Here is a 20,790-nt window from a genome sequence, read left to right as displayed (position 1 = left end):
ATCGATGACAGGCGCGTGTTCATCGCCGCACGCGTGGCGATGTTCCACGCGCGGTCAGGCGCCGTCGATGGCGCGGTCCAGACGCCGGTTCAGGTCGGCCAGCGTCTGCTGCAGCGCCACCGCCTGGCGGGCATGGTCGTCGCGCAGCTGCTGCAGCTCATGGGCGAGGTTGAGCGCGGCCAGCACCGCCACCCGGTCCACTGCAGCCATGCGATTGCTGCCGCGGATCTCGCGCATCTTGGCGTCCAGCAGCCTGGCCGCCGCCGTGAGGCTTTCGCGTTCCTCGGCGCCCACGCCCACCGTGTACTCGCGGTCCAGGATGCGGACACTGACCGGTTCGGTCTGGCTCATGTGTGCTGCTCCAGGGACTTGAGGCGGGTGATCATCGCTTCGACCCGGGAGCGGGCCTGCTCGTTCTTGGCCAGAAGCTGGGACCGCTCGGCCACCAGCTGTTCCTGCTGGTGGCGGAGACTGCGGTTCTCCTCGGCCAGGCGCTGGTTGCGCTCAAGCAACGCCTCCACGCGTGCGGCGAAGGCCTGCAACTGGGCGATGGCGTCGGCGGGTTCCATGAGCGGCACGATAGGCAAGGGCGTACAGGGCGGTCAAGCGAATAATGACGGGGGCGTGCGGCGGTCCGGGCCGGGGTCTGTCGCGGGCAGCCCGGACGCACGGCAACGACCCGGGGAAGACGGCCGGATTGCTACACTGTCGCGCTCACAAACCGTGGTGATCGGCTGCGGTGGCACCTTTTTCTGATCGAGCCCCAAGATGACCGAACTTCCGAGTGTCGACGACGTAAACCAGGCCAGCCAGGCCCTGGGCCTGGGCGCCAGCGCCGCTGAACTCCACGGCGGCCTGTGCGGTTGGCTGTCCGCCGGTGGTGCGCCGGTGCGCGAATGGCCGGCGCGGGTGCTGGCCGACGACGCCCTGCCGGTGCCGGCAGAGGGCGAGGCGCTGTCGCGTCTGCTGGAGGCCAGTGTGGCCCAGCTGGAAGACCGTGATTTCGCCTTCGAGCTGCTGCTGTCCGATGCCGGCGACACTGCCGCGCAGGCCGACGCCCTGTTCACCTGGGCGCGCGCGTTCCTGGGCGGCTTCGGGCTGGGCGCGGGTGGTCGCCGCCCGACGCTGTCCGAGGAAGGCGAAGAGGCGCTCAACGACCTGGCCAAGCTGGCCCAGGCGTCGAGCGAGGATTTTGAAAGCGGCAACGACGATGACGACGATGCGCTGGCCGAAATCGAGGAGTTCATCCGCGTGGCGGTGCTGCTGCTGCACGGGGACTGCGTCATGGCCGCGCGCCATCGGCAGCGCCTGAACTGAGATGGATATCCGGCAGCTGACCGGCATCTCCGCCGCCGAATACACCCGTCGCCGCCGCCAGTTGATGGAAATGGCCGGCGACGACGCGATCCTGGTGCTGCCGGCCGCCGCCGAGCGCGTGCGCAGCCTGGATACCCACTATCCGTTCCGCCAGGACTCGGATTTCTGGTACCTGTCCGGCTTTCCCGAGCCGGAGGCGGTGCTGGTGCTGATCCCCGGGCGCCGCCACGGCGAGGTGATCCTGTTCTGCCGCGAGCGCGATGCCGACCGCGAGGCCTGGGATGGCGCACGCGCCGGCCAGGAGGGCGCGGTGTCGCGCTACGGCATGGACGATGCGTACCCGATCGACGATCTGGACGACATCCTGCCGGGCCTGCTCGAGGGCCGTTCGCGGGTGTATTACCACTTCGGCCGTGATGCGGAGTTCGACCTCAAGCTGATCGGCTGGGTCAACCGCGTGCGCTCCCAGGTCCGTCATGGCGCCCAGCCGCCGCACGAGTTCCTGGAGCTGGGCCACCTGCTGCATGAGCAGCGCCTGTTCAAGTCTGCGGCCGAGATCGCCTTGATGCAGCGCGCGGCGGACATCAGCGTGCAGGCGCATCGCGTCGCGATGCGGGTGGCGCGGCCAGGCATCCACGAGTACGAGCTGCAGGCCGACCTGGAACGCCAGTTCCGCGCCAACGATGCCTGGGCCGCGTACGGCAGCATTGTCGGGGCCGGCGCCAACGCCTGCATCCTGCATTACCGCGACAACACTGCCTGCAGCCGCGACGGTGATCTGGTCCTGATCGACGCCGGCGCCGAGTACCGCGGGTATGCCAGCGACATCACGCGGACTTTCCCGGTCAACGGCCGTTTCACGCCCGAACAGCGTGCGCTGCACGATCTGGTGGGCGCGGCGCAGGCGGCCGCGTTGGCCCAGGCGCGCCCGGGCCAGGCGTACGAGGCCGGGCACCTGGCGGCGGTGGAAACGCTCACCGAAGGCCTGCTGCGGCTGGGACTGCTGAAGGGCAGCCTGGAAGAGAACATCGCCGAGGGTCATTACCAGCGCTTTTACCGGCACAAGACCGGCCATTGGCTGGGGCTGGATGTACATGATGTCGGCGATTACCGCCTGGCTGGCGACTCGCGGATGCTGGAACCGGGCATGGTGTTCACCATCGAGCCGGGTCTGTATGTCTCGGTCGATGATCGCACCGTGGAGGCGCGCTGGCGTGGCATCGGCATCCGCACCGAGGACGATGTGCTGATCACCGACAACGGCCACCAGGTGCTGACCGCCGCCTTGGCGCGCAGCGCGGACGAGATCGAAGCGGAGATGGCCGCGCGCTGAGCCGGCCCGGGGCGCGGCGTTGCCGACCAACGCCGCATCGCCCCGCACAGCCGACCTCTGGTCGGCTGCTCTCCGCGCCGGCATCGCGACACCCCGCGTTGCGCGCGATAGCCGACCAGCGGTCGGCTCTACCCGCGGCTGGTCAATCCGCGGCGGCGAAGGCAGGGCGGGTGAGGTTGTCGGCGTCGCCGTCGGTGCACAGCACCTCGTCTTCGATACGGATGCCGCCATACGGGCGGAAGAAGTCCACGCGGCCCCAGTCGATGCTGTCGGCGTTGCCGGCCTGCTTCACTTCGTCCAGCAGCATGTCGATGAAGTAGAGGCCCGGCTCGATGGTGACCACCATGCCCGGCTCCAGCACGCGGGTCAGGCGCAGGTAGGGGTGGCCCTGCGGGCGTTCGACGCGGCCGCCGCGGTCGCTGGCGGCGAAGCCGGCGACATCGTGCACCTGCAGGCCGATCAGATGACCCAGGCCGTGCGGGAAGAACGCGGCGCTGACGCCGGTGGCCAGGGCGGCCTCGGCAGACACCTTGAGCACGCCGACGTCCTTGAGGATGCCCATCAGCGACAGGTGCGCGTCGATGTGCAGCTGCTTGTAGTCCACCCCCGCACGCACCCCGGCGCACATGACCTGCTGCGCGGTGTCGACCGCGTCGATCATCGCCTGGAACTCGTCGTGGCCGGCGGCCGCATAGGTGCGGGTGATGTCGCTGGCATAACCGTGCGCGCTGGCGCCGGCATCGATCAGGAAGCTGCGCAGCGGCTGCGGTGCGGTGCGCCCCAGGTCGGTGTAATGCAGTACCGCGGCGTGTTCGTTGAGACCGATGATGTTGCCGTAGGGCAGTTCATTGGCGTCCTGGCCGACCGCACGGCAGTACGCCATGTGGATCTCGAACTCGCTGGCGCCGGCGCGGAAGGCGGCTTCGGCAGCGCGGTGGCCGCGCACGCCGAGGCGCTGGGCCTGGCGCATCAACGCGATTTCATACGGCGTCTTGCTGGCGCGGTGCCAGTCCAGGTAGCTCAATACCGGCTCGGGGTTGTTCGGCACCACGGCACCCAGCGCGCTCTGCGGCTCACCGAGGATCGCGCAGCGCGCGATGTCCCTGGGCAGCAGCGTCAGCGCTTCCTCGGGGGTGCGGATGATCGCGATGTCCACATGCTCCACCCACCAGCCGTTGGGCGCGTCGGGCACCACGTGCCAGTAGTCGAACGGCTGGTGGAAAATCACCGTGGGGCGCTTGCCCGGGGTGTACACCAGCCAGCTGTTGGGGACCTTGGTCAGCGGCAGCCAGGCTTTGAAATTCGGGTTGACCGCATACGGATAGTCGCGGTCGTCGAACGCCTGGTAGTGCTGGGTGCCGCTGGGAATCACCAGGTGGTCGAAACCGCCGCGCGCCAGCGCTTCATCCGCGCGCCGGCACAGCACGCCGATGTGGTGGGAATACAGGGCGCCGAGGTCTGGCTGGTTCATCACGGGGGCTCGTTCGACAGTGCGGAGTGCAGCCCCTGATTCTGCCGCAATCGCGCCGGCGGCGCTGTGCCGGAACCGGCACTCACACTGCCGAAGATTCCTGCGCGATCCAGTCGCGCAGCTGTTCGCGGTGTTCGCGGCTCAGTGTCAGGAAGCGGAAGCCCACCCAGGCCTGGCCGGGCGCATGGGTCTGTTCGCTCCACAGCAGGTGCGCGCCCACATCGAGCACGCGCGGCTGGCCGTGCGGCCCGGGAATGGCGAACTGCAGCTGGTACAGGGCATCCTCGTGCATCGGCACGGAGGCCAGCATCAGCATGCCGGTTTCGGAGACGTTGCCGAGGCGGCCGATGATGGTCTCGGCCATGCAGTCGGTGACCGGCACCAGCTCGGCCACCTGGCGGCGGGGCGCGCGTCGCGTGTCGGGGGTATTCATGCCGATGCCTCCGGAGTGCCGGCGCCTGCCAGCGAGCGCAGGGTGCGCAGGGTGGCCTGCCAGGCGCGGTCGATAAGCCGGCCCTTGTCTTCGGTGACGATGCGCGCCTGGCCGTGCGCCATCAGGCGGGCAAGGGCGTCGAGCGAGTGCTCGCCGGCCTTCTGCCCACGCGGCGTGACGAACAATGCGTTGTCCGTGACCAGGCTGTACCAGGACAGGCGCTGGCGGCGCACGTCACCTTGCTGGTTGGTGGTGAACTCGAACCAGGTGCCGAACGGCAGCGTGCGCAGCTGGCGGTAGCAGTCTTCCTCGGCCGTGCTGCGCGCCAGCGGTGCGACCTTGCGCGGGTCGGCGCTGTCGGCCTGTTCGCCGAGGCGGGTGCGCGCTTTCAGGCGCGCGGTCAGTTCGGTCCGCGACGTGCTGTCATCCTCGCCACCGGGCGTGGACAGCCGGCGGGCGATCGCGGCGGCCTCGTCCTGGTGGTACCCCACCTGCAGCAGCGCGGCTTCGACCTGCTCACCCAGCGCGGTGTCGCTGTCCGCAGCGCCCGGCGGCTGGCAGGTGATGGCGGCGATGCGGGCTGTTTCCTCCTGGCGCTGCTGCCACTGTGGCGACTCCTCGCCGTGGCGCAGCAGGGTCAGGGTCAGGGTGTCCGACCAGGCCTGCTTGAGCAGGGACTGCACGAAGCGCGGCGGCGCGGCCTGCGCGCACAGCTGCTCGATGCTGGCGCTGGCCTGCTGCTTGGCCGATTCCAGGCGCTCTTTGCCGCGTGCCGCCTCCACGTGCCGGCGTTCGGCCAGTTCGGCCTTGTGCGCCAGTGCGCGGAAATGCTGCTGGATGTCGTCGTTGGCAGCGTCGAATACCGCCGTGTCGCCCTTGTAGTTCTGTACCACCTGGTCGACGGCGTGGCTGAGCTTGGCCACCAGCTGCGGATCGACATCCTCCTCGCCCAGCCAGGTGGCCCCTGCTTCGGCCACGGCATTGAGCAGTTCGCGGGCCGGGTGCTGGTCGCGCACGAAGAAGGCGGGGTCGGACAGCGCTGCGCGCGCCACCGGCACCTGCAGACGGGTCAGCAGGTCGGCGGCGGCCGCGTCATGGCGGACTTCGCGCTGGATCTGCCCGTAGAGCATGTCCAGCAGGTCGAAGGTGTCGTTGTCCTTGATGGTCAGCGCCGCCTGCGGCCCGTGGTCGGCGCGTACCTGGGCCAGCAGCGCGTTGTGCAGGTCGGCCATGCTGCGGCGGGTGCCCGCCGCGTGTGCGGTCTGGCCCTGCAGGCGTGCCAGGGTGGCCTGCAGGGCCTCGTCCGGAATCGGAACGGCGGTGCTGGCTGGCGCCGGTTGCGCGGGAAGCTGGGAGGCGGAACCGGGCGCACCCGCCGTGGCCGGTCCGCCCGGCGTCGCGGCACCGCCGCCGTCCGCAGGTGCTGCCCCGGCGTTGGCCTGGCGCGCGGCGCCCAGCAACTGGTGCAGGGCCGCCATCGCCGGTGCCGTGAGATCCGGACCGGCCGCACCGGTGCCAGCGGATGCCGGTACCGCTGCACCGGCCCCCGCAGCGGTCATCGGTGCGAGCGTGGCGTTCTGCAGCGAACGTGGCAGGGCCGCCATCGCTTCGCTGGTCATGGCCGCCCAGGCACCGGCGGGCGTGGCACCGCCCCAGCCGGTCAGCGGCCGCGCGCCGGCGCCGCCGGCACGGGCGGGCGATCCACGCTCGGCGCCGGTGACGATGCGGCGGGTGGTCGCCGAACGGGCCAGATACGGGGTATAGACCAGGCCGGGGAGCACGCCTTCGTGGCCGAGCAGGATGTTGGCGCGCTCCAGCAGCTCGCCGAGACGCTCGATCAGCTGGCGGTCGAACACACGGAACAACGCCAGCTGGGTCTCCAGCCCCAGCGAGAACTGTTCGCCCAGCTCGCGCGCGATCCGGCACAGCACGTACGGGCCGAAGGGCAGATCTTCCACGTCGAACGCCGGGCCGGCCGCGAGGACGCCGAAGCGCTGGCCCAGCAGCTGCAGCGCGCTGGCCGACCGCTGGGCTTCGCGCCGGGTGATGTCGGCCAGCACGATATCGCGGTCGATGTCGGTATCGGTGACCAGGGTGAGGGTATTGGCCGACACCGGCGTGGCGGCGGCCACCGGGCGGTGTGCCTGTCGCGGCTGGCGCAGCTGCGCCAGCGCGTCGGCCAGGGCGGCCAGGAAGCGCGGCGCGAACAGGGCGTTCACCTCGTGCAGCTGCCGCGCCTGGGCGTAGATGTCGGCCTGGATCTGGCTGTTGCGTGCGCGTTCCGCATCGCGGAACAACTCACGCTCCAGCTCGACGATGGTCAGCTTGAGCGGGTTGCTCAGCGTCTGTACCGCCTGCGCGTGCAGGGCGGCCAGCAGCCGGCGCACGCGCGGCGGCGCATCGACGCTGGCAAAGCGCGCGCTGTCGGCCTGAAACGATGAAGGTGCGGACGCAGACATCCGTGGTGGTTCCGGCTCCCCTGAGTACCCGGAATCTAACGGTTTCCCCGGTTTGCCGCCACACGGTGCGTGAAGGCGCCCCGGCCGCGGGCCGCCACGGAGCCGGGTGCTGCCCGGCTGCGTTCCGTGTGGTCCATGCCACCTGCAACAAACCGGGAAGAACCCGGCGTCAGGGGAGGAACAGTTCGACGACGTCGTTGGTGAAGCGCCGGCCCAGTTCGGTGGGCTGCGCATGGTCGCCTGTCATGGTCATCCACCCGCGCGCTACTGCAGTCTGCAACGGTGCGGCTATCTGTGCCCGCGCCAACCCGGTGCGCGATTCGAAATCGCGCAGGCCAAACCCTTCGTGCAGGCGCAACAGGTTGAGCATGTATTCGAAGGGCAGGCGGTCGGCATCGATGATGTCGTCGCCGCCGATCGATGCGGCCGTGCCGGCGGTCTCCATGAACGTCTGCGGATGCTTGTGCTTCCAGCGGCGCAGCACGTTCTGCCCGGCGCCGCTGCTGATCTTGCCGTGCGCGCCGGCGCCGATGCCCAGGTAATCGCCGAAACGCCAGTAGTTCAGGTTGTGCGCACTCTGCCGTCCCGGGCGCGCATAGGCGCTGACCTCGTACTGCGCATAGCCGGCGTCGGCCAGCAGACGCTGACAGTGCTCCTGGATGTCCCACGCCGAATCCTCGTCCGGGATGCCCTGCGGCGGCCGGGCGAAGAACACCGTATTGGGCTCCAGGGTGAGCTGGTAATGCGACAGATGCGTGGGCTGCAGCGCGAACGCGCGTTCCAGGTCGTGCTCGGCCTGGCCCAGAGTCTGCTGCGGCAACGCGTACATCAGGTCGATGTTGAAGTTGTCGTAGCCGGCGTCCTGCGCCAGCTTGACCGCGCGCTCGGCCTCGCCGCTGTCGTGGATGCGGCCCAGGCGCTTGAGCGCCTCGTCGTTGAAGGTCTGGATGCCGAAGCTGATGCGGTTCACGCCGGCCGCGCGGTAGCGGTCGAAACGGCCGTGCTCGGCGGTGCCCGGATTGGTTTCCAGGGTGACTTCCAGATTCGGTGCGAAGCGCAGCCGCGCAGCCGCTGCCTGCAGGAAGCGGTCGATCGCGTCCGGCGGAAACAGGCTGGGCGTGCCGCCACCGAAGAACACGCTGTTGACCACCCGGCCCCAGACCAGCGGCAGGTCCTGGTCCAGGTCGCGGATCAGCGCATCGATATAGGCGTCGAACGGCAGTTCGCCCTTGGCCGCATGCGAGTTGAAATCGCAGTACGGACATTTGCGCACGCACCAGGGCAGGTGCACGTACAGCGACAGCGGCGGCGGGACCAGCCGCGCCTCATGATCGTGATCGTGGTCGGTGCAGGCTTCGCCGGGGAGGTGATTGCAGGGGGTGTTCATGGACGTTGCCGTGCGGCGTGGCTCGGGGAGAGGGCGCCGTTGTCAGGCGTCAGTTCGCGGGGAAGGGAGAGCTCGGGCTGGGCGGCGTGCACCGCAGCGGCGATGGCGCGGAACAGTACCAGCGCACCCCCGTCGGCCACGTGCGTGTTCATCACCCGCACATGCTGCCACTGCCGGTGTGGAGCGGGGCGCAGGGCCACGCCCAGTTCGCTGACCACCGACTGGGTGCTGTGTTGCCAGTTGCCAAAGTGCAGCGCGGCCACCTCACGGACATGGAAGCGCCGCGTGCGGAAGCCATTGAGCACGCTCTTGACCTCGATATGGCCATCGGTCCCGATGACCACGCGTTGCCGGCTCATTACCGCGAACACGACGCCGAGCAGGAGCCACATGCTGCCGACCAGGCCGAACAGGAAGCCCCACGGGGTCCGATGCGCCGGGTCGCTGCTGTCCGATCCGAGCAGGGACGTACCGCCCATCACGACCAGGACGCCCAGCATCAGCAGGGCGAGCAGCACCTGGAAGCTGCGTCCGTTCGCATGGAACTCGCGGCGCGCCCCGTCGCTCATGCGCTGGCGAGGAATCCGCGCAGCCTGGCCAGTGCGATGGCCCGATGGCTGATGGCGTTCTTCTGTGCCGGGTCCATCTCCGCCGCGGTCAGGCCGCGGACCGGGTCCAGGAACACCGGGTTGTAACCAAACCCGTTGCTGCCGCGTGGCGCATCGATGATGGTTCCTTCCCAGCTGCCTTCGCAGATCACGGGTTGCGGGTCGTTGGCGTGGCGCAGCAGTACGATCACCGCGTAGAAGCGCGCGGTACGGCGTTCGGCCGGCACATCGCGCATCGCCTCGAGCAGCTTGGCGTTGTTGGCGGCATCGTTGGTCGGGCTGCCGGCATAGCGCGCGCTGTACAGGCCGGGCGCGCCATCCAGCGCGTCCACGATCAGGCCGGAGTCGTCGGCCAGGGACGGCAGGCCGGTGCTGGCGCACGCATGGCGGGCCTTGATCAGCGCGTTCTCGACGAAGGTCAGGCCGGTTTCGGGCACATCCTCCACGCCCAGCTCGCCCTGCGCCACGATCTGCAGCGGCAGGTCGCCGAGCATGGCCTGCAGTTCCTTCAGCTTGCCGGCGTTGCCGCTGGCCAGTACCAGTGTCTTCATTTCGGCTCCAGCAGGTCCCAGGTGTTGCCGTACAGGTCGGCGAACACCGCGACGGTGGCGTAGGCCTCTTCGCGCGGGGGTTCGAGGAACACCACGCCCTGCGCGGTCATGGCGGCATGATCGCGGTGGAAGTCATCGGTGTTCAGGAAGAAACCGACGCGGCCCCCGGTCTGGTTGCCGATGCGTGCGCGCTGCTCGTCATTGCTGGCGCGGGCCAGCAGCAGGGCGGCGGCGCTGCCGTCGGTCGGGCCGACCACCACCCAGCGCTTGTCGCCCTGGTCGATGTCGTCGATCAGGGTGAAGCCGAGCTTGCCGGTGTACCAGGCAATGGCCTCATCGTAATCGGCCACCACCAGCGTGGTCAGGGCGATGCGCCGGTTCATGCCGATGCCAGGGCGGCCTGCTGTGCCGCGAACAGCGCGTGGATGCCCGTCTCGGCCAGTGCCAGCAGCGCGTCCAGTTCGTCGCGGCGGAAGGCATGGCCTTCGGCGGTGCCCTGCAGCTCGATGAAGCCGCCACCGTCGTTCATCACCACGTTCATGTCGGTATCGCAGTCACTGTCCTCGGCGTAGTCCAGGTCCAGCACCGGGGTGCCGCGGTAGACGCCGACGGAGACCGCCGCGACCGCGCCGACGATCGGGTTGCGCTTGATGTCGCCGCGCTTGAGCAGGAAGTTCACCGCGTCCACCAGGGCCACGTAGGCGCCGGTGATGGCCGCGGTACGGGTGCCGCCGTCGGCCTGCAGCACGTCGCAGTCCAGGGTGATGGTGCGTTCGCCGAGCGCGCCGCGGTCGATGCAGGCACGCAGGGTGCGGCCGATCAGGCGCTGGATCTCCAGCGTGCGGCCGCCCTGCTTGCCACGGGCGGCTTCGCGGTCGTTACGGGTGTGGGTCGAACGCGGCAGCATGCCGTACTCGGCCGTCACCCAGCCCTCGCCCTTGCCGCGCAGGAAACCCGGCACGCGGTTTTCCACGCTGGCGGTGCACAGCACGCGGGTCTCACCGAAGCTGACCAGCACCGAGCCTTCGGCATGGCGGGTGAAGGCGCGCTCGATGCGCACTTCGCGCAGCTGGTCGGCCTGGCGGCCACTGGGACGGGGATCGGACATGCTTGGCTTCCGGGTAGGACGGGGGATGCGGAACCGCGCCCGGGCCGGAGACCGGCGGGCGAGGAGGCCGTGAGAAGACCGCTAGGGTACCATTTGCACTTTGAGAGCACCGGAAACCCGCATGATTCGAAGCATGACCGCCTATGCCGGCGGCGAGCGCGCCACCCGCTGGGGCACGCTGGCCTGTGAGCTGCGCTCGGTCAACCACCGGTTCCTGGAGGTGGGCGTGCGCCTGCCTGAAGAACTGCGTGCGTTGGAACCGCAGCTGCGCGAGCGCGTCGCTTCCCGTTGCAGCCGCGGCAAGATCGACCTGGTGGTGCGCCTGCGTGCCCCGGAGGTCACCGGTGCGCTGGTGGTCAACGACGCGCTGCTGGCCCAACTGGGCGAGCTGTCCCGGCGCCTGGCGCCCGGGTTCCCCAGCCTGCAGGTCAGCTTCACCGAACTGCTGCAGGTGCCGGGCGTGATGCAGGGCGAAGCGGTCGATGCCGCGGCCCTGCAGGCCGAGGCGCTGGCGCTGCTGGATACCGCGCTGGACGGCTTCGTGGCCGCGCGTGAGCGTGAAGGCGACAAGCTGGCCACGGCCATCCAGGAGCGCGTGGACGGCGTGGAGCGCATCGCCGCCGAGGTCACCACGCTGATTCCGCTGATCCGCGAGGGCCAGCGCGCCAAGCTGTCGGCCCGCCTGGCCGATCTGCCGCATCCGGTCGATCCCGGTCGCGCCGAGCAGGAACTGGTGCTGTGGCTGCAGAAGCTGGACGTGGACGAGGAGCTGGACCGCCTCGGCAGCCATATCGTGGAGATCCGCCGCGTGCTGACGCAGCGCGAGCCGGTCGGCCGCCGCCTGGACTTCCTGCTGCAGGAGTTCAACCGCGAAGCCAATACGCTGGGCTCCAAGTCCGTGGACAGCCGCACGTCCAACGCGGCTGTCGAACTGAAGGTGCTGATCGACCAGATCCGCGAACAGGTGCAGAACATCGAATGAGCAGCCAGCCCATGCCGACCGCCGAGCCCGCACGCGGCACCCTGTACATCGTGGCCGCGCCCTCCGGGGCCGGCAAGAGCAGCATCGTCAATGCCACCCTGGCGCGCGACCCGCAGATCGCCCTGTCGATCTCGTTCACCTCGCGTGCGACCCGCCCCGGCGAGATCAACGGCGAGCACTACCACTTTGTCAGTGCCGCGGAGTTCGAGCGCATGATCGCCGCCGGCGATTTCTTCGAACATGCCTGGGTGCACGGCGACTGGAAGGGCACTGCCCGGCAGTCGGTGGAACCGCAGCTGGCCGCCGGCCAGGACGTGCTGCTGGAGATCGACTGGCAGGGCGCCCAGCAGGTGCGCCAGCTGGTGCCCGGTACGGTCACGGTATTCATCCTGCCGCCGTCCCGGCAGGCCCTGGAAGACCGCATGCGCAAGCGTGGGCAGGACAGCGAGGCGGTGATCGCCCAGCGCCTGGCGGCCGCACGCGAGGAAATGCTGCATTTCAATGACTTCGACTACGTGATCGTCAACGAGGTGTTCGAGACCGCCGTGGACGAGCTGTGTGCCATCTTCACCGCCAGCCGGCTGCGGCGGGAGGCCCAGAAGGTCCGCCATGCGGGCCTGATTCAGGCCCTCCTGACCCAGGATGCGGCCACAACTGACTGATTCACAAGGGGCGGGTAGCGGGTTGGCTTGATTTTGTCCAGCCCCCGCCGGTACAATCCGTCCCCTTTCCCTCATTCGATTGAGCAGCCCTCGCCGGCTGCCGGGAGCCCGCATGGCCCGCATCACCGTAGAAGATTGTCTGGAAGTCGTGAACAACCGTTTCGAGCTGGTCATGATGGCGTCCAAGCGCGCCCGTCAGCTGGCCAATGGCGTCCAGGCCACCCTGGACAACAGCGAAACCGACGACAAGCCGACCGTGCTGGCGCTGCGCGAGATTGCCGCCCGCAAGATCGACAACGCCCTGATCGACGAAGTCGAGAAGGCCGAGCGCGAGCGTGCCGAGCGTGAAGCACTGGAATGGGCTGCTGCCGAAGTCGTTGCCGACGAAGACATGTCCAAGAACGACGACTGATCGCCCGCGCGATGCATCGTTGTTGCCCCAGACAGCCCGCCCTTGGCGGGCTGTCTGCATGTGAGGGGCAGGGTTCGGCCATGACGCAATAATTTGCCGTTATCACGTGGCTGGAATAGTCTTCTGACCATGAATCCAGGCCCCACTGCCAAGGTCGCCTCGCCCCCCGGCGCGGCCGTACCCGACTATGTCCTCCAGCTCGAACGCGCGGCGCACTACCTGCCGCCGGAGCAGTTGCCGTTGCTGCGCCGCGCCTGGGAAGTGGGGGCCTCGGCGCACGCCGGCCAGACCCGTAAATCCGGTGAGCCCTACATCACCCATCCGGTGGCGGTGGCGCAGGTGCTGGCCGAGCTGGGCCTGGACGTGGAAGCGCTGATCGCCGCGATCCTGCATGACACCATCGAAGACACCCCGCTGACCCGCGAGGAACTGGCCGCCGAATTCGGCGAGGCCGTGGCCGAACTGGTGGATGGTGTCACCAAGCTGGACAAGCTGAAGTTCCGCGACCGCCAGGAAGCGGCCGCCGAGAGCTTCCGCAAGATGCTGCTGGCGATGTCGCGCGACCTGCGCGTGATCATGATCAAGCTGGCCGACCGCCTGCACAACATGCGCACACTGGGCGCGCAGAGCCGCGAAGCGCGTGGCCGCATCGCGCGCGAGACACTGGAGATCTACGCCCCGATCGCACAGCGCCTGGGCATGAGCCTGGTCAAGAGCGAGCTGCAGAACCTGGGTTTCAAGGCGCTGTATCCGTGGCGCCATGCCATCCTGGAAAAGCACATCCGCAGCCAGCCGGTGGTCCGCCGCGAGGCGATGGCGCAGGTGGAAGTGCAGCTGAGCCAGCGCCTGGCCAAGGAAGGGCTGGAGCACCGCCTGGTCAGCCGCATCAAGACCCCGTGGAGCATCTACAACAAGATGCGCGACGAGAACAAATCCTTCGACCAGGTGATGGACGTGTTCGGCTTCCGCCTGGTGGTGCGCGGCGTGCCGCAGTGCTATCACGCGCTGGGCGCGGTGCACGCCACCTTCAAACCGCTGGACGGGCGCTTCCGCGACTTCATCGCGATCCCCAAGGCCAACGGCTATCAGTCGCTGCATACGGTGCTGTTCGGGCCGTATGGTTCGCCGATCGAGGTGCAGATCCGCACCGAGGAAATGGATCTGATCGCCGAGCGCGGCGTGGCCGCGCACTGGACCTACAAGTTCGGCGGTGACTCGCCCAACAGCGCGCAGAGCCGTGCGCATGCATGGATCGTGGAGCTGATCGATTCGCAGCGCGCCGCCGGCTCCTCGCTGGAGTTCCTCGACAACGTGAAGGTGGACCTGTTCCCGGACGAGGTGTACCTGTTCACCCCGAAGGGCAAGATCCTGGCCTTGCCGCGCAACTCCACCGCCCTCGATTTCGCCTATGCCGTGCACACCGACGTGGGCAACATGGCGGTGGCCTCGCGCGTGGACAAGAAGCTGGTTCCCCTGCGCACCAAGCTGGTCAGCGGCCAGACCGTGGAGGTGATCACCGCACGTTCGGCCACGCCCAAGCCGCAGTGGCTGGAGTTCGTGGTCAGTTCCAAGGCACGTACCGCGATCCGCCACCAGCTCAAACAGCTCGAACACGAAGACGCCGTGCAGCTGGGCCATCGCATGCTGGACCGCGCGCTGGAGGCGATGGACAGCTCGCTGGAGCGGCTGCCCAAGGGCCGCCTCGATGCCTTCCTGGCCGAGCACCGCTATCCGCGCCTGGAGGCATTGCTGGCCGAAGTGGCGCTGGGCAACTGGATGCCCAACCAGGCCGCGCAGGCGCTGATGGCCTATGCCGAGCTGCGCGGCGGCGCGCATTCCCGGCATTCGCAGGAGAAGATCCTGATCAACGGCAGCGAGCGCGGTGTGGTCACCTTCGCCAACTGCTGCCAGCCGATCCCGGGCGACGACATCATGGGCTACCACACCGCCGGCAAGGGCATCGTGGTGCACCGCATGGACTGTCCGAACCTGGCCGAGCTGCGCAAGTCGCCCGAACGCTGGGTGCCGATCGGCTGGGACACCACGGTGTCCGGCGACTACGACACCTCGCTGGTGGTCGAGGTCGAGAACGGGACCGGCGTGCTGGCGCAGCTGGCCGCCGCGATCGCCCAGAGCCATTCCAACATCGAGCGGGTGGACTACCTGGACCGCGACTTCAACGCGGCCGTGCTGTGCTTCAACGTGCAGGTGCGCGACCGCAACCATCTGGCCGAAGTGATGCGGCGCCTGCGCCGCCTGTCGGTCGTGCAGTCGGTGCGCCGCCAGTAACGCGAACCCGGGGTCGGATGCCTCTCCAACGGAGAGGGCTCTGACCCCCGCAACATCACGCGACGTGTTTGCGCCAGTAGGCATGCAGCGCGCCGATATCCCCAGCGGTCAGCAACGGCATCGCCGCCTTGATCTGCGCCAGCGGCCACTCCCACCACGCCATTTCCAGCAACCGCGCGATGTCCTCCGCTTCGAACCGGCTGCGCAGCACCTTGGCCGGGTTGCCACCCACGATGGCGTAGGGCGCTACGTCGCGGGTCACCAGTGCCCGGCTACCGATCACGGCACCATCGCCAATGCGCAGTCCCGGCAGGATCATCGCCTCGGCGCCGATCCACACATCGTTGCCGATCACGGTGTCACCGGCCGGCCTGAAGGCGTCATTGGCCGCGGCAAAGGCCGACTCTTCCTGCATGTAGAAGAACGGAAACGTCGATGCCCAATCGTGCCGGTGGCCTTGGTTGCCAGCCATGATGAAGCTGACGCCACTTCCGATCGAGCAGAAGCTGCCGATGATCAGCTTGTCCACGTCGTCGCGATCAGGCAGCAGGTAGCGCGCGCAGTCGTCGAAGCCGTGCCCGTGGTAATAGCCGGAGTAGTAGCTGTAGCGGCCGACGAGGATGTTGGGGTTGGTGACCATTTCGGTCAGCAGCTTGCCCTTGAAGGGGGAGTCGAAGACGTTTGCCATGGCTTGGTCCCACAGGAATCAGCAGCCAGTCTACGGATGCGCCCGGCCCGGAGGCCATGAGTGGATGGTGCACCGGTAGCGCCGGGCCATGCCCGGCGAGCGTGCAGCGCGGCATGAACCAAACGTCGCCGGGCATGGCCCGGCGCTACCGGGTTGCTACAATCACCGCTCTGTTTTTCCAAGTACCGGAGCGACCATGTCCCGCCAGATCATCAACACCGAAAAGGCGCCTGCCGCCATCGGCCCGTACTCGCAGGCCGTGCGCGCCGGCAACACCGTGTACTTCTCCGGCCAGATTCCGCTGGACCCGGCCACCGGCGACATCGTCGGCGCGGGCGACATCGAAGCACAGGCGCGCCGCGCCTTCGACAACCTCAAGGCCGTGGCCGAAGAAGCCGGCGGCTCGCTGGACAAGGTGGTCCGCCTGGGCCTGTACCTGACCGATCTGGCCGAGTTCGCCAAGGTCAATGCGGTGATGCAGGACTACTTCAAGGCCCCGTTCCCGGCCCGTTCCACCATCGAAGTGTCCGGCCTGCCGAAGGGCGCCAACTTCGAGGTCGACGCGGTGATGGTCATCGACTGACCCCCACGTGGCACGCAAGTCGGCGGTCACCCCGGCCCTGACGCCTTCCGGCGACGCCTCTCTGGCGATGCTGGCCGGTGTCGGCCCGGCCGTGGCCGCCAAGCTGGCGGCGCGCGGCCTGTCCTCGCTGCAGGACCTGTGGCTGCATCTGCCGCTGCGCTATGAAGACCGCACCCGGCTGACCACCATCGCCCAGCTCCAGCCCGGCATGGCCGCGCAGGTGGAGGGCCGGGTCAGCGCGGTGGAGCGCGGGTTCCGCGGGCGACCGATGCTGAAGGTGGCCATCGAGGACGACTCGTACGGCACGCTGCTGCTGCGCTTTTTCCACTTCCGCGCCCAGCAGGTGGCGCAGTTCGCGGTGGGCGCGCGGGTGCGCTGCTATGGCACGGCCAAACCGGGCCAGCTTGGCCTGGAGATCGTGCATCCCAGTTACCGCGTGCTGGGCAGCCACGAGGATGACGAACTGGGTGACCGCCTCGACCCGGTCTATCCGGCCGTCGAGGGCGTCGGGCCGGCCACGATGCGCCGGTTCATCGGGCTGGCACTGGATCGCCTGCCCGACGAGGCCGCGCTGGAACTGCTCCCGCCCGACTGGTTGTCCGGGCTGGGGCTGCCGTCACTGCGCGCCGCGCTGCTGACCGTGCACCGTCCCCCGCCGGATGCGGACCTGGCTGCGTTGGCCGCCGGCCGCCACCCGGCGCAACGTCGACTGGCCATCGAGGAACTGCTGGCGCACCACCTCAGTCTGCGCCGCCAGCGCATGGCGCTGCAGGCGCACCACGCCCCCTCGCTGCGCGGACAGGGTGCCCTGGTCGAGCGGCTGCGCGAGAGCCTGCCGTTCCGGCTGACCGGTGCGCAGCAGCGCGTGTACGAGCAGATCCGCAAGGACCTGGCCAAGGCGCATCCGATGCTGCGGCTGGTGCAGGGCGACGTCGGCTCGGGCAAGACCGTGGTCGCGGCGATGGCGGCGATGCTGGCGGTGGAGCGGGGCAAGCAGGTGGCGCTGGCTGCGCCGACCGAACTGCTCGCCGAGCAGCATCTGAACAACCTGCGCGGCTGGCTCGACCCCCTGGGCGTGCGCACGGCCTGGCTGGCCGGCAAGGTCACGGGCAAGGCGCGCGCCAAGGTGCTGGCCGAAGTGGCCTCGGGCGAGGCGCAGGTCGTGGTCGGCACCCATGCGCTGATGCAGGACAGCGTGGTGTTCAAGGATCTGGCGCTGGCCATCGTCGACGAGCAGCACCGCTTCGGCGTGCATCAGCGGCTGGCACTGCGCGACAAGGGCGCCGACGGGCGCAGCGTGCCGCATCAGCTGGTGATGACCGCCACGCCGATTCCGCGGACGCTGGCGATGTCCGAGTACGCGGACCTGGATGTCTCGGCGATCGACGAGCTGCCGCCGGGGCGAACGCCGGTGCAGACCGTCGCGCTCAACAACGACCGGCGCCCGGACCTGATCCAGCGCATCGCGGTGGCCTGTGCCGAAGGGCAGCAGGTGTACTGGGTGTGCACGCTGATCGAAGAGAGCGAGGAGCTCGATGCCACGCCTGCACAGGCCACGTTCGAATCGCTGCAGGCGCTGCTGCCGGGCGTGCGCGTGGGGCTGGTGCACGGGCGGCTGAAGGCCAGCGAAAAACTGGCCACGATGGTTGCGTTCAAGGCCGGTGAGATCGACTTGCTGGTGGCCACCACGGTCATCGAGGTCGGCGTGGACGTTCCCAATGCATCGTTGATGATCATCGAAAACGCCGAGCGGCTCGGCCTGGCGCAGCTGCACCAGCTGCGCGGGCGGGTCGGGCGCGGATCGGCGGTGTCGCGTTGCGTGCTGCTGTACCAGGCGCCGCTGTCGAACATGGCGCGTGCGCGGCTGGAGACCATGCGCCAGACCAACGATGGCTTCCTGATCGCCGAGAAGGACCTGGAGCTGCGCGGCCCCGGTGAACTGCTCGGCACCCGGCAGACCGGTCTGGCCGCGTTCCGCATGGCCGACCTGGCGCGAGACGCCGACCTGCTGCCCGGCGTGCACGCACTGGCCGAGCGCCTGCTCGCCGAAGCGCCTGCGGTGGCCGACACCGTGGTGCGGCGCTGGATCGGCTCGGCGGTGCGCTACGCGGCGGCCTGACAGGGCGTCAGCCCCCGCCTTGTATTTGTCATGACAGGGTGCGAAAGTCCCTTGCCGATTATCAAGACGGCAAAGATGACCAAGAAGATTCCGCTGCTGATCGACACCGATCCGGGTGTCGACGACGCCCTGGCCCTGTTGATGGCCTTCGCCGATGAACGCCACGCGATCGTTGGCCTGACCATCGCCGCCGGCAATGTCGGCCTGGACCACACGGTCCGCAACGCCCTGAAACTGTGCGAAGTGGCTGGCCGCGACGATGTGCCGGTGTTCGCCGGTTGCGCCGACCCGCTGCTGCACCCCTCGGTGGATGCCGCCCACGTGCATGGCGCCGATGGCTTCGGCGACGTCAACCTTCCGCCCGCTGCCCGCACCGCCGAGGCCGAGCATGCCGCGCTGGCGATCCTGCGTCTGTCGCACCAGTACGCCGGTGAGCTGTTCCTGGTCGCGCTGGGCCCGCTGACCAACGTGGCGCTGGCGCTGAAGCTCGACCCCACCTTGCCGCAGCGCGTGAAGCGCTTCCTGGTGATGGGCGGGGCGGTGACCTGCCACGGCAACATCACCCCGGCTGCCGAGTTCAACATCGCCTTCGATCCGGAAGCGGCGCACGTGGTGTTCACCGGCTTCCCGCAGATCGAAGTGGCGGACTGGGAAGCCACCGTGGCCCACGGCCTGCTGCACAAGGACGTCGAGCAATGGCTGGCCGCCGACAGCGACAAGGCGCGCTTCTACGAACTGATCTCGCGCCAGACCCGCCTGTGGTCCGAAGACAGCCGCGGCGAGCGCTGGTTTGCGGCCGACGCCCTGGCGATGGCCTGGGCGCTGCAGCCGGAGGGGGCGATCCGGGTTGAATCGCGTCCGTTGAACGTGGAACTGGCCGGTGTCCACAGCCGGGGTGCTACCATTGTCGACTGGAACCGCCAGACGGGGCAGCCGGACAATACCCAGCTGCTGATGGCCTACGACCAGGGGCGCTTTGAAGCCCAGGTCCGGGCCGCCCTCGGGGTCCGGTAAGGCCGCCACGGCAGGCCTGTTCATGTAGCGGAGGTCCCGGCTTGCCCTGGAAGGGCGCCGGGACTATAATGCCGCGCTTACGTTTTTCATATTCTCTACGGTGTGTCCATGAAGGCCGATATCCATCCGAACTACCGTGACGTCGTTTTTCAGGACGTTACCTCTGATTTCAAGATCCTGACCCGCTCCACCATGGCGACGAAAGAAACCGTGCAGTGGGAAGACGGCAAGGAGTACCCGCTCGTCAAGATCGAAATCTCGTCCGCTTCGCACCCGTTCTACACGGGCAAGCACAAGGTGATCGACACCAGCGGCCGTATCGACAAGTTCCAGAAGCGTTTCGGCAAGCCGGCTCCGGCTGCTGCTGCCGAATAAGCGGTCCACGCTGCTGCATGAAAACAACGGTCGCCAGGCGGCCGTTGTTTTTTTTTGCCTGTTTGAACCCTGCTGGCGAATGAACGGCAGTTCATAAATTGTTGCCGCAGCAGCAACGCAGTGTCCATGCCGGTCGGCCCGGCAGCCGCGAATGCCTGCTGGAGCGGGGCGCGCACGCCCTGCGTCTACGACTTCCGTCCTAGGGCGTGGCAAATGGTGCTGTGCGATAATGACGTGATCCACAGCAGAGGCTGTGGACTTCCTTCACGTGCCTGCCCCATGCGCTTGGGTGGGCGCCTTCCCCTGAGGAGCGCACACAGTGTCCGATCTTGATCAGGTCACGCTCAACGCCGGCGATACGTCGGTTGTTCTGCCGGTCATCAAACCCACGCTTGGCAACGATTGCGTCGATATCTCCAAGCTGACCAAGGAAACCGGTCTCTTCACCTACGACTCCGGCTACACCGCCACCGCCAGCTGCAAGTCCGCCATTACTTACATTGACGGCGACAAGGGCGTGCTGCTGTATCGCGGCTACCCCATCGAGCAGCTCTCGGAAAAGTCCAGCTACGTCGAAGTGGTCTACCTGCTGATCAACGGCGAGCGTCCGGACGCCGCGCAGCTGAAGGCCTTCACCGATGAGCTGGCCGCCGAGGCCAACGTCGATGCGTCGATCAACACGCTGATCGCCAGCTTCGCCAAGGATGCCCACCCGATGGCCATCCTGGCGGCCGCGATCGCGCAGCTGTCGGGCATCTACCACGCGTCGCTGGACCTGTCCGACGCGGCACAGCGCCGCCAGGCCGCCGTGCGCCTGATCGCCAAGGTGCCGACGCTGTCCGCGCTGATCTACCGCCACGGCAAGGGCCTGCCGGCCAACACGCCGGACACCTCGCTGGATTACGTCAGCCGCTTCCTGAAGCAGACCTTCGAGTCCGCCGACGGCCAGTACGACCTGAACCCGGACGTGGTCAAGGCACTGGACCTGCTGTTCATCCT

22 protein-coding genes are annotated in these 20,790 nt (G+C 68.4%); 11 read left to right on the top strand and 11 right to left on the bottom strand.

Going from position 1 to position 20,790, the window contains the following annotated elements:
- Window positions 1–54 precede the first annotated feature (54 nt).
- Together ACPEH1_RS15195 and ACPEH1_RS15190 are read right to left on the bottom strand one after the other, a co-directional pair.
- Entirely contained in the window at window positions 55–351 is a 297-nt protein-coding gene (locus ACPEH1_RS15195) for a cell division protein ZapA (RefSeq protein ID WP_017355838.1), read from the bottom strand.
- Window positions 348–569, bottom strand: coding sequence for a TIGR02449 family protein (locus ACPEH1_RS15190; RefSeq protein WP_017355837.1), 222 nt, complete (start codon window positions 567–569; stop codon window positions 348–350). Before ACPEH1_RS15190 ends, ACPEH1_RS15195 begins: the two co-directional genes overlap by 4 nt.
- A 199-nt stretch (window positions 570–768) precedes the next feature.
- Between ACPEH1_RS15190 and ACPEH1_RS15185 the strand changes: the two genes are divergently transcribed.
- Both ACPEH1_RS15185 and ACPEH1_RS15180 read left to right on the top strand, forming a co-directional pair.
- Window positions 769–1,317, top strand: a complete 549-nt coding sequence (locus ACPEH1_RS15185) for a UPF0149 family protein (RefSeq protein ID WP_423716008.1) — start codon at window positions 769–771, stop codon at window positions 1,315–1,317.
- A gap of 7 nt (window positions 1,318–1,324) precedes the next feature.
- A complete protein-coding gene (locus ACPEH1_RS15180; protein ID WP_165699792.1) occupies window positions 1,325–2,650 on the top strand; it encodes an aminopeptidase P N-terminal domain-containing protein in 1,326 nt (441 codons plus the stop codon).
- A gap of 142 nt (window positions 2,651–2,792) precedes the next feature.
- Here the strand turns inward: ACPEH1_RS15180 and pepQ are convergent, their stop codons facing one another.
- From pepQ to rph, 8 genes are all read right to left on the bottom strand, one after another.
- Window positions 2,793–4,121, bottom strand: a complete 1,329-nt coding sequence (gene pepQ / locus ACPEH1_RS15175) for a Xaa-Pro dipeptidase (RefSeq protein ID WP_136002967.1) — start codon at window positions 4,119–4,121, stop codon at window positions 2,793–2,795.
- Window positions 4,122–4,203: 82 nt separating this feature from the next.
- A complete protein-coding gene (locus tag ACPEH1_RS15170; RefSeq protein WP_153164723.1) occupies window positions 4,204–4,554 on the bottom strand; it encodes a PilZ domain-containing protein in 351 nt (116 codons plus the stop codon).
- The gene (locus ACPEH1_RS15165) at window positions 4,551–7,013 is read right to left on the bottom strand and encodes a DUF1631 domain-containing protein (RefSeq protein ID WP_136002969.1); all 2,463 of its coding nucleotides are present in this window, start codon (window positions 7,011–7,013) and stop codon (window positions 4,551–4,553) included. Before ACPEH1_RS15165 ends, ACPEH1_RS15170 begins: the two co-directional genes overlap by 4 nt.
- A 169-nt stretch (window positions 7,014–7,182) precedes the next feature.
- Complete coding sequence (hemW, locus tag ACPEH1_RS15160; protein ID WP_017357244.1) at window positions 7,183–8,400, bottom strand: radical SAM family heme chaperone HemW; 1,218 nt, start codon at window positions 8,398–8,400, stop codon at window positions 7,183–7,185.
- Entirely contained in the window at window positions 8,397–8,969 is a 573-nt protein-coding gene (locus ACPEH1_RS15155) for a hypothetical protein (protein WP_287250953.1), read from the bottom strand. Before ACPEH1_RS15155 ends, hemW begins: the two co-directional genes overlap by 4 nt.
- Window positions 8,966–9,559: an RdgB/HAM1 family non-canonical purine NTP pyrophosphatase gene (gene rdgB / locus ACPEH1_RS15150; RefSeq protein ID WP_017357242.1), complete on the bottom strand. Its 594-nt coding sequence runs from the start codon at window positions 9,557–9,559 to the stop codon at window positions 8,966–8,968. The genes ACPEH1_RS15155 and rdgB overlap by 4 nt, the downstream gene beginning before the upstream one ends.
- Window positions 9,556–9,942 (bottom strand): VOC family protein, encoded by a 387-nt coding sequence (locus ACPEH1_RS15145; RefSeq protein ID WP_017357241.1) that lies wholly within the window; start codon window positions 9,940–9,942, stop codon window positions 9,556–9,558. Before ACPEH1_RS15145 ends, rdgB begins: the two co-directional genes overlap by 4 nt.
- A complete protein-coding gene (gene rph / locus ACPEH1_RS15140) occupies window positions 9,939–10,667 on the bottom strand; it encodes a ribonuclease PH (RefSeq protein ID WP_423716007.1) in 729 nt (242 codons plus the stop codon). The genes ACPEH1_RS15145 and rph overlap by 4 nt, the downstream gene beginning before the upstream one ends.
- 121 nt (window positions 10,668–10,788) lie before the next feature.
- On the opposite strand from rph, the gene ACPEH1_RS15135 reads away from it, so the two are divergent.
- The 4 genes from ACPEH1_RS15135 (at window position 10,789) to ACPEH1_RS15120 (ending at window position 15,012) form a co-directional block, all read left to right on the top strand.
- Complete coding sequence (locus tag ACPEH1_RS15135) at window positions 10,789–11,649, top strand: YicC/YloC family endoribonuclease (protein ID WP_017357257.1); 861 nt, start codon at window positions 10,789–10,791, stop codon at window positions 11,647–11,649.
- Window positions 11,646–12,311 (top strand): guanylate kinase, encoded by a 666-nt coding sequence (gmk, locus tag ACPEH1_RS15130; protein WP_017357258.1) that lies wholly within the window; start codon window positions 11,646–11,648, stop codon window positions 12,309–12,311. Before ACPEH1_RS15135 ends, gmk begins: the two co-directional genes overlap by 4 nt.
- 112 nt (window positions 12,312–12,423) lie before the next feature.
- Window positions 12,424–12,723 (top strand): DNA-directed RNA polymerase subunit omega, encoded by a 300-nt coding sequence (rpoZ, locus tag ACPEH1_RS15125; RefSeq protein ID WP_017357259.1) that lies wholly within the window; start codon window positions 12,424–12,426, stop codon window positions 12,721–12,723.
- Between the two features lie 129 nt (window positions 12,724–12,852).
- Entirely contained in the window at window positions 12,853–15,012 is a 2,160-nt protein-coding gene (locus tag ACPEH1_RS15120; protein WP_017357260.1) for a RelA/SpoT family protein, read from the top strand.
- A gap of 55 nt (window positions 15,013–15,067) precedes the next feature.
- Here the strand turns inward: ACPEH1_RS15120 and catB are convergent, their stop codons facing one another.
- Entirely contained in the window at window positions 15,068–15,700 is a 633-nt protein-coding gene (gene catB, locus ACPEH1_RS15115; RefSeq protein WP_136002972.1) for a type B chloramphenicol O-acetyltransferase, read from the bottom strand.
- 196 nt (window positions 15,701–15,896) lie between these two features.
- On the opposite strand from catB, the gene ACPEH1_RS15110 reads away from it, so the two are divergent.
- The 5 genes from ACPEH1_RS15110 to ACPEH1_RS15090 form a co-directional block, all read left to right on the top strand.
- A complete protein-coding gene (locus ACPEH1_RS15110) occupies window positions 15,897–16,283 on the top strand; it encodes a RidA family protein (RefSeq protein WP_017357262.1) in 387 nt (128 codons plus the stop codon).
- A gap of 7 nt (window positions 16,284–16,290) precedes the next feature.
- Window positions 16,291–18,402 (top strand): ATP-dependent DNA helicase RecG, encoded by a 2,112-nt coding sequence (gene recG / locus ACPEH1_RS15105; RefSeq protein ID WP_136002974.1) that lies wholly within the window; start codon window positions 16,291–16,293, stop codon window positions 18,400–18,402.
- Between the two features lie 75 nt (window positions 18,403–18,477).
- Window positions 18,478–19,416: a nucleoside hydrolase gene (locus tag ACPEH1_RS15100; protein ID WP_017356717.1), complete on the top strand. Its 939-nt coding sequence runs from the start codon at window positions 18,478–18,480 to the stop codon at window positions 19,414–19,416.
- A gap of 108 nt (window positions 19,417–19,524) precedes the next feature.
- The gene (locus ACPEH1_RS15095; protein ID WP_017356718.1) at window positions 19,525–19,791 is read left to right on the top strand and encodes a type B 50S ribosomal protein L31; all 267 of its coding nucleotides are present in this window, start codon (window positions 19,525–19,527) and stop codon (window positions 19,789–19,791) included.
- 319 nt (window positions 19,792–20,110) lie between these two features.
- Window positions 20,111–20,790 (top strand): citrate/2-methylcitrate synthase (locus ACPEH1_RS15090; protein ID WP_423716006.1); only part of this gene is annotated, 680 nt, incomplete at its 3' end.

The organism is Stenotrophomonas sp. NPDC077421 (assembly GCF_049545505.1).
Lineage (GTDB): Bacteria > Pseudomonadota > Gammaproteobacteria > Xanthomonadales > Xanthomonadaceae > Stenotrophomonas > Stenotrophomonas nematodicola.
The sequence above is the reverse complement of the archived record's forward strand: the minus strand, read 5'-3'. Positions and strand labels throughout refer to the sequence as shown.